Source organism: Actinoplanes sp. NPDC049598, assembly GCF_040675435.1.
GTDB lineage: Bacteria > Actinomycetota > Actinomycetes > Mycobacteriales > Micromonosporaceae > Actinoplanes.
Genome location: NZ_JBFAOX010000023.1, coordinates 133,752 through 145,298, shown reverse-complemented (window position 1 = coordinate 145,298; position 11,547 = coordinate 133,752). Strand labels below are relative to the sequence as shown.

The following is an 11,547-nucleotide window of genomic DNA, read 5'->3' as shown; positions in this document are numbered from 1 at the left end:
CGCCATCGCCGCCATGGTGCTGGTGGTGGCGTTCCAGGCCGAGGTGACCCGGCTCATCCAGCTCTACATCGTCGGCGTCTTCGTCTCGTTCACGCTGTCGCAGGGCGGCATGATCCGGCACTGGAACCGCCTGCTGCGTACCCAGCGCGACCCCGAGAAACGACGCCGCATGATCCGCTCCCGGGCCATCAACGCCTTCGGCATGGCCCTCACCGGCGCCGTCCTGATCATCGTGCTGATCACGAAATTCCTGCTCGGCGCGTGGATCGCGATCGCCGCCATGGTGGTCATCTACGGCCTCATGCTGGCCATCCGCAAGCACTACACCCGGGTCTCGCAGGAGCTCGCGCCGACCGACGAGCGCCCGATCCTGCCGTCCCGCAACCACGCGGTCGTGCTGGTCAGCAAGGTGCACATGCCGACCCTGCGGGCCGTGGCCTACGCCCAGGCGACCCGCCCCGACTCGCTGACCGCGGTCACGGTCAACGTCGACGACAAGGACACCCGGGTCATCCAGGACGAGTGGGAGCGCCGCCAGATCCCGGTCCCGCTCACCGTGGTCGACTCCCCGTACCGCGAGATCACCCGCCCCATCATCGACTTCGTCAAGGGCATCCGCCGCGGCTCCCCGCGCGACGTGGTCACCGTCTTCGTGCCCGAGTACGTGGTCGGCCGCTGGTGGGAGAACCTCCTGCACAACCAGAGCGCCCTGCGCATCAAGGGCCGCCTGCTCTTCGAACCCGGCGTGATGGTCACCAGCGTCCCCTGGCAGCTGCAGTCCAGCCAGGACCGCGACCTCGACCGGATGGACCGCGGCCTGACCCGCGCCCCGGCCCGCGGACCCCGCACCCGGGCCGCCACCACCAGCGAGGCCACCGATGACCACTGATCTCGTCCAGGGCGACCGCGTCGAACTCACGGTCGGCGCCCCCGCCCACGGCGGTCACTGCGTCGCCCGCCTCGGCGGCCCGCACGGCCGCGTCGTCTTCGTCCGCCACGCCCTCCCCGGCGAACAGGTCACGGCCGAGATCACCGAGCTGCACAAGGGCTTCCTGCGGGCCGACGCTGTCGAGATCCACGTCGCCTCGCCCGACCGGGTCACGCCGCCCTGCCCCTACGCCCACCCCGGCGGTTGCGGTGGCTGCGACCTCCAGCACGCCTCCGGTGACGCCCAGCTGAGCTGGAAGACGGCCGTAGTGCGCGAACAGCTCCAGCGACTGGCCGGTCTCACCCCGGAGGTACGGGTCGAGGCCCTCCCAACCGCAAGCGCGGCCACCCGCTCCTTCGCGGAATCTGCCGCGGCGTCCGAGACCGCCGGTCCCGCCCTGTCGGGCGAGACCTCCCGGCTGCTCGGCTGGCGGAGCCGGGTTCGCTATGCGGTCGACGCGCTGGACCGGCCCGGGCTGCTCAAACACCGTTCACATGAGGTCGTGCCGATCGACCGCTGCCGGATCGCGCACCCCGCGATCCAGGAACTCGATCTGCTGCAGCTGGACTGGCCGGACGCCGAGGCGCTCGAAGCCGTGGCCACCACCGGCGGCGACGTGGCCGTGCTGGCCCGCCGGGGGAGCGCGCCCACCGACGACCCGACCGAAGCGCCGACCGGCTTCCGCACTCGCCTGCGCGGTCCGGCCGAGGTCACCGAGCACGCGGACGGCCGCACCTGGACCCTGCCGCCCGAGGGCTTCTGGCAGGTCCACCCGGCGGCCGCCGACACCCTGGTCGCCACGGTGATCGAGATGCTGCGGCCGGCCGAGGGCGAGACGTCCTGGGACCTCTACGGCGGGGCCGGGTTGTTCGCCGCCGCCCTCGCCACCCGCACCCGGGCCCGCACGACGGTCGTCGAGTCCTCGCCGTCCGGCGTCACCGCGGCCCGGGCCAACCTCGCCGACCTGGCCGGGGCCGAGGTGGTGGAGGCCCGCGTGGAGGCCGCCCTGAGCCGCCGCCGGGTCACCGGCCCGGTCGACCTGGTGGTCCTGGACCCGCCCCGGGCCGGCGCCGGCGCCAAAGTCGTCCGGGCAGTGGCCGCCGCCGGCCCGCGTGCCGTCGCGTACGTGGCCTGCGACCCGGCGTCCCTGGCCCGCGACATCGCCACCTTCCGCTCGCTGGGCTGGGAGCTGAGCGCCCTGCGCGCCTTCGACTGCTTCCCGATGACCCAGCACATCGAATGCGTGGCCCTCCTGGAACCCGGCGACTAGAGGTTGGCCGGCTGGTCAGTCTTCGATGAGGTGGAAGCGGACGACCACGATCTCGTCGGTCGGCTGGAGCCCGGGGTAGTAGTCGCGCAGACCGGGCAGGACGTCGGCGGCCGAGGCGAAGCCGTCCTCCCGGGCCAGCTCGTCGGTCACCTGGTCGACCGGCATGGCGACGGTCGACGTGATGCGGCCGGGCAGGCTGACCTCGTCGTCGAGCGCGAACACCAACTGCGCCGGGCCGACCCGGACCGGGTCCCCGAAGCGCATGGTGATCCGCTTGTGCCCGGCGCGGACGGCCGGCAGATGCGTCCCCCGGAACCGCAGTCGCTGAGGCTGCTCCTGCCGGTAGGTCTCCGGCAGCAGCTCGCCGACCGGCACCACCCGCGGCCCGGGAACGACGACCTGGATACCCGGGTAGTAATCGGCCAGCACCTGGCGGTCGCGCCCGCACGGCGACAGCACACCCCGGCCGTCGTCGCCGACAGCCACGATCATTCGAGGCTTCCGGGCGCCGGCCGCCCGGGCCACGGCCAGCGCGACCAGCTCGGCGCAGGGCCCGCCGGTGAAGTGATACAGATTCAGCCCGACGTGGATGCGGTCATTCTCGTCGAGCACAGCCGCCGCCACCGTGTGCACGTCGTGGTCGCCGTGCGCCCGCACGGCCGCCCGAGCGGCCTCAATCAATTCGATCACGGCCGCAGCCTAGGCGGCCCCGATCCGGCGTCCCACCCAATTCGCCCGGCGCCTGGGGATTCGCGGCCGGGTTGACGGCTCGGGCGACGGGGTAGCTTCCCCGATGTGACGATCATGGATGGGCTGAACGTCGTTCTGGCGCTCCTGGGCCTGGCCGCGGCCGGCCTCGGCGTCCAGGCCCTGACCACCGGCCGCACCCCGGGCGCCCGCGTCACCGAGCCCGCGCTGATCCGGCGCTGGGGCCTGGCCCACCTCCTGTTCGCCGTGTTCTTCCTGCTCCAGGTCGTCGGCTACCTCGGCGTCCGCCTGAGCTATTTCTCGTCGATCGTGCGCGGCGTGCTGCTTCTCGTGGCCCTGACGGCCGGCGTGATCGCCCTGGTGAAGTACAGCCCCTGGTCACGCCCGCGCCGCCCTCACAACGGCCAGGACCGAACCGACCCGGCCTGACCGGCACCGCCTGACCGGCACCGGAGATCGCGGCCGAGCTGCCCACCGGCGCGACCGGCGGACGGACCCCCGCCCTCCCAAGGGGCCTCCGTCCCGAGGAACATCCTCCCCGATTCGGCCAAGATCGTGTGGTGGCCTGTGGACGACCAAAGTGGCCTGTGGAAAAGGTTGAGTGCTCGGCCGGACGGCTTAGGCTGGGGGAACTTACTGTTGAGTAACAAGCCTGGGGAGTTCGCATGAGCACGTTCACCAGTCGTGAGGTTCGGCTTGCGGCGCGGCCGCAGGGGTGGCCCGGCGCGGAGACGTTCGAGGTGGCCGAGGTCGAGGTGGGTGAGCCGGCCGACGGTCAGGTGGTCGTGCGGAATCTGTTCATGTCGGTGGATCCGTACATGCGGGGGCGGATGAACGACGTGAAGTCGTACACGCCGCCGTTCCGGCTGGGGGAGCCGCTCGACGGCAGCGCGATCGGCGAGGTGGTGGCGTCCGGGGCCGAGGCGGTGCCGGTGGGGGCGACCGTGCTGCACGGGCTCGGCTGGCGTGAGTACGCGGTGGTGGACGCGGCCAAGGCGCGGGTGATCGATCCGAAGGCCGCTCCGACCCTGTCGGCGTACCTGGGTGTGATCGGGATGACCGGGCTGACCGCCTACGTCGGGCTGCTGGACATCGCGCAGTTCAAGGAGGGTGACACGGTCTTCGTCTCGGGGGCGGCCGGTGCGGTCGGCAGCATCGCCGGGCAGATCGCCAAGTTGCGCGGGGCCAAGCGGGTCATCGGCAGCGCCGGGTCGGCGGCCAAGGTCAAGCACCTGATCGACGATCTCGGCTTCGACGCCGCGTTCAACTACCGCGACGAGCCGGTGCGCAAGCAGCTGAAGGCCGCGGCGCCGGACGGCATCGACGTGTACTTCGACAACGTGGGCGGCGAGCACCTGGAGGCCGCGATCGGCTCCTTGAACAAGTACGGCCGGGTCGCCCTGTGCGGGGCGGTCGCCCAGTACAACGACACCGAACCGCCGGCCGCGCCGCGGAACCTGGCCCTGGCGATCGGCAAGGAGCTGAATCTGCGCGGCTACATCGTCACCAACCACGGCGCCCGGATGAAGGACTTCGCCACTGAGATGGCGGGCTGGCTGCGCGACGGGAAGATCGCCTGGCAGGAGACCGTCGTCGAGGGCGGCATCGAAGCCGCCCCCGGCGCGTTCCTGGGCCTCCTGCGCGGCGAGAACACCGGCAAGATGGTCGTGAAGCTCTAAGCGGTCGCCCGCTCGGCCGCCTGGACGGCGTTGCGGAAGAGCATGGCCACGGTGGTCGGGCCGACACCGCCCACGCGGGGGGTGATGGCGCCGGCCACCTCGGCGCACGACTCGTCGACGTCGGGGAGCAGGCGGCGGCCCTCGTAGCGGACGCCGGCCCCGATCACGGTGGCGCCGGGCTTGACGTGCTCGGGCTGGATGATGCCGGGGACGCCGGCCGCGGCGATCAGGATCTCGGCTCGCTGGGTGTAGCGGGGCCAGTCCTTCACGCCGGTGTGCACGACGGTGACGGCGGCGTTCGCGGTGGGGCGTTTCTGGGCCAGCAGCATGGCCAGCGGGCGCCCGAGCGTGGCGCCGCGGCCCAGGATGACCACCTCGCGGCCCGACACCGGGATCTCGTAGTGGGCGAGCAGGGCTTCGATGCCGGCCGGGGTGCAGGGCAGCGGGCCGGGCAGGCCGACGGCGAGGCGGCCCATGTTCAGCGGGTGCATGCCGTCGACGTCCATGTCGGGGTCGAGGGTCTGCAGGGCCGCGTCGTAGTCCAGGTGGCCCGGGATCGGGTACTGGATCAGGACGCCGTGCACGTTCTTGTCGGTGTTGAAGTCGGCGATCACGGCCAGCAGGTCCTGCTGGGTCGCGTCGGCGCCCAGGTGCACGTGCGGGGACTCGAAGCCGAGCTCGGTCGCCTGCTTCTGCTTGATGCGGATGTAGCCGGCGCTGGCGTCGTCGTCGCCGACCAGGATGGTGGCCAGGCTGGGGGTGACGCCGCGCTCGCGCAGGCGGGTCACCCGCTCGGCCACGTCGGCGAGGACGGCCTCGGCGACGGGCTTGCCGGGCAGGAGTCGAGCTGAGGTCATGGCAGACAAGCATGCCAGACCAAATGGATGTGACGGTTGTGTGTAGGACGCCGCAGGGGAACCTTCTGGCGGATGCGCTGTCGCGCCACGCCGATAGACTTTGCCCCCATGAGCGAATCCCTCCCCGCCTCCGACGGTCTTCTGGCGAGCGTCGCCGCACCCGGTGACCTCAAGCGCCTCAGCCCCGAGCAGCTGACCCTGCTGGCGGCGGAGATCCGGGACTTCATGGTGGCCAAGGTGTCGCGCACCGGTGGTCACCTCGGCCCGAGCCTGGGTGTGGTCGAGACCACTCTCGCGCTGCACCGGGTCTTCGACTCGCCGCGGGACCGCGTGCTGTTCGACACCGGCCACCAGGCGTACGTCCACAAGATCGTGACCGGCCGGCAGGGCGGCTTCGACATGCTGCGCCAGCGGGGCGGCCTCTCCGGCTACCCGAGCCGGGCCGAGAGCGAGCACGACCTCATCGAGAACTCGCACGCCTCGACCGCCCTGTCCTACGCGGACGGGCTCTCCAAGGCCTTCGCCCTGCGCGGCGAGGACCGCCACGTGGTCGCGGTCGTCGGGGACGGCGCGCTGACCGGTGGCATGTGCTGGGAGGCGCTCAACAACATCGCCACGGCGAAGAACCGCCTGGTCATCGTGGTCAACGACAACGGCCGGTCGTACGCGCCGACGATCGGCGGCCTGGCCGACCACCTCAGCACGCTGCGCCTCAACCCGGGTTACGAGCGGGTGCTCGACCTGGTCAAGGACGCTCTCGGCAACACCCCGGTGGTCGGCAAGCCGGTCTACGAGGTGCTGCACGCGGTCAAGCGCGGCATCAAGGACGCGGTGACCCCGCAGCCGATGTTCGAGGACCTCGGCATCAAATATCTGGGGCCGGTCGACGGCCACGACATCCAGGCCATGGAGTCGGCGCTGCGCCGGGCCAAGGGCTTCAACGCCCCGGTCATCGTGCACGCGGTGACTCGCAAGGGCTACGGCTACCGCCCGGCCGAGCAGGACGAGGCCGACTGCCTGCACAGCCCGGGCGCGTTCGACCCGCAGACCGGCGCCCTGACCGCCAAGCCGTCGGTGAAGTGGACGCACGTCTTCTCCGAGGAGCTCATCAAGATCGCCGACGAGCGCCTGGACGTGGTCGGCATCACCGCCGCCATGGGTGAGCCGACCGGCATCGCCGACCTGGCCCGCAAGCACCCCGACCGGGTGTACGACGTGGGCATCGCCGAGCAGCACGCGGCCACCTCGGCCGCCGGTCTCGCGATGGGTGGCCTGCACCCGGTCGTCGCTGTCTACGCCACCTTCCTCAACCGGGCGTTCGACCAGGTGCTGCTCGACGTCGCGATGCACGAGCTGCCGGTGACCTTCGTGCTCGACCGGGCCGGCATCACCGGGCCGGACGGCCCGAGCCACTACGGCATCTGGGACATGAGCGTCTTCGGCGCCGTGCCCGGCATGCGGATCGCCGCGCCCCGCGACGCCGCCACGCTGCGCGAGGAGCTGCGCGAGGCGGTCGCGGTGGACGACGGCCCGACGATCGTGCGCTTCCCGACCGGCTCGGTCGCGGCCGACCTGCCCGCCGTGCGCCGGGTCGGCCAGGTCGACGTGCTGCGCGAGGACGACCGCAAGGACGTGCTGCTGGTGGCCGTCGGCTCGTTCGCCGGCCTGGGCATGGACGTGGCCGGCCGGCTGGCCGAGCAGGGCTACGGCGTGACCGTGGTCGACCCGCGCTGGGTCCGCCCGGTGCCGATCGAGCTGACCGGCCTGGCCGCCCAGCACCGCCGGGTGGTCACGCTGGAGGACGGCATCCGCTCCGGCGGCGTGGGGGACGCGGTGGCCGCCGCGCTGCGCGACGCCGACGTGGACGTGCCGCTGCGCGACTTCGGTGTTCCGGCCGGCTGGCACCCGCACGGCACCCGGGCCGAGATCCTCACGTCGCTCGGCCTGACCGCTCAGGACATCGCCCGCGAGGTCCTCGGCTGGGTCGCCAAGCTCGAGGCCGACACCGAGGTCGCGCAAGCCTGATAAAACGCTGAAAAGCCGCGGAAAGGGATCCGCCGGGGGCGCTGCCGTTATCTGCTCGTTACCTTTGAGGCATGAGCGTCACGAGCAGCACGGTCATCATCGATCTCGGTCTTGATCGGGGCGAGCCGGAGACGTACGGCTCGCCCGGCCGCTCGACGTTCCCCGGCTGGTTCCCCGCGGCCCTGCTGGCCGTGCTCGTGCTCTTCACCGCGACCGCGTCCGCCGAGCCCGCGAAGTCGCCGCTGCGGGAGGTCTTCACCCTCCAGATCGGGCCGGCCGACGCGTACGCCATGACCGACCGCGGCCAGCTCCTCGCGCAGACGTTCGGCCTGCTCAGCTCGTACGAGCTGGATACCGGCCGGACCCTGTGGGAGGCCGGCCAGTCCACCCCGGCCTACCGGCTGCGCCTCGGCGGCGGGCTGGTGCTGATGCGGCCCTGGAGCGTGGGCACCAGCGACCCCGGCACCACCGCGGTCTCCGTCGCCGACGGTGTCTCGCGGTGGACCCGGGCCGGCCAGGTCGTCACCGTGGCCGGCTCACCCACCCTGCTCGCCGTCACGCCGCGGCGCAGCCAGTCCGGCGCCGGCCGCCGGGTCGAGGGGCCCATCCAGGCCGTCGACCCGCTGACCGGCCAGACCCGGTGGACCGTGCCGGTGCCGGCCAGCGCCGTGCTGACCGGCCTGCCCGGGCCGGGCGACTCCGGCACCCGGATGCTGCTCGTGCACGACGACCGGACCATGGAGGTCCGCGACCTGGTCACCGGCGAGCGGCTGGTCAGCCGCCAGGTGCCGCCGGCCGACTACGACCCGGCCAACCCGGCCGTGGTGAACGGGCTGATCCTGCTGCGCCACCCCGGCAACCCGGGCATGGAGATCTCCGCCTACGACCCGGAGACCCTGCGCAACGTGTGGACCATGCCGGCCGAGGGCGCGTACGAGATCCAGGCGTGCGGGATGCTGGCCTGCCTGAGCGGCCCGGACGGCATGCGGGGGATCGACCCGCTCACCGGCGACCTGCGCTGGCAGCAGCCGTCCTGGCGCGGCCTGCAGCAGTTCGGGGCCATGTACGTGGCCTACGGCTCCCCGGAGCACACCACCACCCTCGGCCTGATCGACCCGGACCGGGGACGGCTCCAGGTCGATCTGACCGGCTGGCGGCCTGTCACCGGCAGCGGCCTCGACGGCCATCTGCTGGTGACGCGCTCGCTCGAACCGGGAAGCCGTACCATGGTCGCCGTCGCCCGGCCGGGCGAGCAGCGCCCACGGCTGCTGGCCGACCTGCCCACGGGCACCGGCGACTGCCAGTCGGTGCCGGGCCGGTTGGTCTGCCGCACCATGTACGGCCAGCTCGTCGTCTGGGCGTACGGCCTGAAGGGTTGAGCTTTGGCGCTGATCGAGCTGGACCTGACCGACCAGCCCGGCCCGGCGCCCAGCTCGCCGCCACCCGCCCACCTGTACCGGCTGCCCGGCCTGATCCTCGCGGCCGTGCTCGTGCTGGCCGCCGGGGCCGCGGCGCCCGCCGGGCCGACCCTCTGGCGCTACCTGGGCTCGCTGCCGGTCACGCCGGGGCTGGAGGAGCCGTTCGAGCTGACCGGCGGCCGCGCCTACACGATGAACGAGATCGGACCCGGCCGTCAGGTGACCGCGTGGAGCCTGGCCGAGCCGCCCCAGCAACTCTGGCAGACGCGATACGACCTGCCGGCGCGGGATCAGGACGCGATCGGGTTCGGCGGCTTCCACGTCGAGCGGGCGGGCGACGTCGTGCTGATCTCCCACGGGCCGTCGGCCACCGTGCTCGACGGGCACAGCGGGCAGGTCCGCTGGTCGACCGGGACGCCGGTGGCGGCGATGGCCGGCGGGCGGATCGGGCTGATCCAGGAGCCCCGGTTCCGGCCCGGCACGGTGTACGACCAGGAGTCCGGCGCGCCCGGGCAGCTGTGGTTCACCGCCGGCGGTGAACCGCACGACGAGCCGCCGAGCCGGACCGACCTTCGCGGCGTCGACCTCTACACGGGCGCGACCGTCTGGAGCCGGAGCGTGCCCGGCGCGGTCATCGCCGAGACGGCGCCCGGTGACGCGCCGGCCGTGCTGCTGCTCTCCTCGACCGGCATGGAGCGCCTCGACGGGGTCACCGGCCGGCCGGTCCACCGCACGGCCCCGCCCAAGGTCGACGGGCGTTCGCCGCTGAGCGGCGAGATCATCGGCGACCTCATGATGATCTATTACTACGACACCGAGGGCTACGCGACGCACGAGGCGGCCTATGCGCCCGGCGACCTCGCCCCCTTGTGGGTCCGTGACGTCCCACCGGCCCCGGTCCAGCGGGCCGCCTGCACCGGGCTGGTCTGCTCGGACGAGGAGGCCGGGCTGGCCGTGCTCGACCCGGCGACCGGCCGGCCGATGTGGCGCGCGCCCACCGGCGTCGACCTGATCCGGCGCGGCGGCTACCTCCTGGAGCAGGAGACGAGCACCGGAACGCTGGTACGCCTCGTCGACCCGCCGACCGGAACTTCGCGCGTCGACCTCGACCGGTGGCCGGCCGAGGTGGTCGGCGGGTCCGACGAGTCGATCGTGCTGCGGCGCGGCCTCGAGAAGGGCGTCAGCGCCTTCGGCGTGATCGACGCCGGCCATGATCGGGTCCAGCCGCTCGGGACGACCGCGATGGCGATCAGCGACTGCCAGGCCGACTCGCGGTACGTGGTCTGCCGCGCCCAGGACAGTCTGCGCGTCTGGGCATACCGCGGTTAGCCGCCGCGGGCGCACACTGGGGGGACCTGGGGAGGGCGCATGGCCGACGTGCTGATCGACCTCGGCGAGGCGCCGCGCGACGCCCCGCCGCCCGTTTCGCCGCCCCCACCCCCGCCGCCGGTGCGGACGCTGCTCGGCGTGCTGTCGCTCGTGCTGGTGGCGCTGCTGGCGGCCGCGGCGGCCCCGGCCCGCGAAGTCCGGCCGATCGTCATCCCGGCCGACCTCGGCGCCTCCTACTACGTCGCCGACAATCTGCTGTTCGTGGCCGGTGGCTCGACGGTCGTCGGGCCCGGCGTGCTGGTGCGGGACGTCCGGACGTACGCGCTGCCGACCGCCCGGCTCCTCGACAGCACCATGGTCACCGTGGCCGGCGCGGTCGACCACGTGATGCGGGTCGGGCACACGGTCGTGGCGTCGTACCAGCTGGAGGCGAGCGGCGACCTGGCCGTCGTGGCGGTCGGCGCCGGCACCGACCGGACCCTGTGGCGCCGCCCGGCCCGGCTGGTCGGCTCCGCGGCCGGCGACCTGGTGCTGCTGGCGACCGACGAGGGGTTCCTCGCCGTCGAAGCGGCCACCGGCGTCGTGCGCTGGACGGTGCCGCGCCCGCCGGACGGCTCCATCGCCGAGACCGGGCCTCGCGGCCACCCGCGCTGGCTCGTGGTCCAGTCCGGCGACGGCCGTCTGGAGACCCGGGACGCGGGAACCGGGCGGGTCGTGGCCCAGCGGAGCGTGCCGCGCGGCGCCGGGAACGTCTGGCCGGTCGGCGACCTGGTCACCATCGGCGCCGCGGACGGGTTCAGCGCGTACCAGCTGCCCGGCCTCACCTTCCGCTGGCGGACCGAGGCCGACCTGTCGCAGAGCTGGATGCAGGCCGACTGCGGCACGCTGATCTGCACCTTCCGCCAGCAGAGCGGCATTGTCGCGCTCGACCGGACGACCGGTCGCGCTCTGTGGTCCTCCAGCTTTTGGGCGTACGCGCAGCCGGCCGGCCCGTACCTCGCGGCCATCCGCCTCGACCGGCGGACCTTCGACCCCGCCGTGTGGCTGCTCGACCCGGCCACCGGCGAGCCCGTCGGCAACTTCGGCCGTTGGGAGATCCTCGACGGTTCACCGTCCGGCCCGCTCTTTGGAAAGATCGACATCTATGGCGAGGACCTCGTCTACTACGGCCGGCTCGACCCGGTCACGCGCGAGATCCGGGTCACCGGGCGGGCCGGCGGCGTCTCCGGCAACTGCCGCGAGGCGGCCGGCATGCTGATCTGCCGGCTGATCGACGCCTCGGTCGCGCTGTGGCCACTTGAGTAACCTTCCACTTACAGCCTCTTCACACCCG

Annotated in this window: 9 protein-coding genes and 1 pseudogene; 8 read left to right on the top strand and 2 right to left on the bottom strand. The window is 72.9% G+C overall.

Features of this window, described 5'->3' with window-relative positions; genetic code table 11:
• Together AB0J66_RS38035 and AB0J66_RS38030 are read left to right on the top strand one after the other, a co-directional pair.
• Positions 1–889 (top strand): annotated as a pseudogene (locus tag AB0J66_RS38035) (DNA-binding protein); the annotation flags it as partial.
• Entirely contained in the window at positions 879–2,198 is a 1,320-nt protein-coding gene (locus AB0J66_RS38030) for a TRAM domain-containing protein (protein ID WP_364671689.1), read from the top strand. The pseudogene AB0J66_RS38035 and the gene AB0J66_RS38030, both read left to right, overlap by 11 nt.
• A gap of 15 nt (positions 2,199–2,213) precedes the next feature.
• On the opposite strand, the gene AB0J66_RS38025 is transcribed toward AB0J66_RS38030, so the two are convergent.
• Positions 2,214–2,888: an ASCH domain-containing protein gene (locus tag AB0J66_RS38025; RefSeq protein ID WP_364671686.1), complete on the bottom strand. Its 675-nt coding sequence runs from the start codon at positions 2,886–2,888 to the stop codon at positions 2,214–2,216.
• Between the two features lie 105 nt (positions 2,889–2,993).
• On the opposite strand from AB0J66_RS38025, the gene AB0J66_RS38020 reads away from it, so the two are divergent.
• Both AB0J66_RS38020 and AB0J66_RS38015 read left to right on the top strand, forming a co-directional pair.
• Complete coding sequence (locus AB0J66_RS38020) at positions 2,994–3,335, top strand: hypothetical protein (protein WP_364671683.1); 342 nt, start codon at positions 2,994–2,996, stop codon at positions 3,333–3,335.
• Positions 3,336–3,571: 236 nt separating this feature from the next.
• Positions 3,572–4,585 (top strand): NADP-dependent oxidoreductase, encoded by a 1,014-nt coding sequence (locus AB0J66_RS38015; protein ID WP_364671680.1) that lies wholly within the window; start codon positions 3,572–3,574, stop codon positions 4,583–4,585.
• On the opposite strand, the gene AB0J66_RS38010 is transcribed toward AB0J66_RS38015, so the two are convergent.
• Entirely contained in the window at positions 4,582–5,442 is an 861-nt protein-coding gene (locus AB0J66_RS38010) for a bifunctional 5,10-methylenetetrahydrofolate dehydrogenase/5,10-methenyltetrahydrofolate cyclohydrolase (protein ID WP_364671677.1), read from the bottom strand. The genes AB0J66_RS38015 and AB0J66_RS38010 overlap by 4 nt on opposite strands.
• A 108-nt stretch (positions 5,443–5,550) precedes the next feature.
• Between AB0J66_RS38010 and dxs the strand changes: the two genes are divergently transcribed.
• From dxs to AB0J66_RS37990, 4 genes are all read left to right on the top strand, one after another.
• Positions 5,551–7,467, top strand: coding sequence for a 1-deoxy-D-xylulose-5-phosphate synthase (dxs, locus tag AB0J66_RS38005; protein ID WP_364671675.1), 1,917 nt, complete (start codon positions 5,551–5,553; stop codon positions 7,465–7,467).
• Between the two features lie 71 nt (positions 7,468–7,538).
• A complete protein-coding gene (locus AB0J66_RS38000; RefSeq protein ID WP_364671672.1) occupies positions 7,539–8,846 on the top strand; it encodes a PQQ-binding-like beta-propeller repeat protein in 1,308 nt (435 codons plus the stop codon).
• Positions 8,847–8,849: 3 nt separating this feature from the next.
• Positions 8,850–10,214, top strand: a complete 1,365-nt coding sequence (locus AB0J66_RS37995) for a hypothetical protein (RefSeq protein ID WP_364671669.1) — start codon at positions 8,850–8,852, stop codon at positions 10,212–10,214.
• A 39-nt stretch (positions 10,215–10,253) separates the two neighbouring features.
• Entirely contained in the window at positions 10,254–11,519 is a 1,266-nt protein-coding gene (locus AB0J66_RS37990; protein WP_364671666.1) for a PQQ-binding-like beta-propeller repeat protein, read from the top strand.
• Positions 11,520–11,547 lie beyond the last annotated feature (28 nt).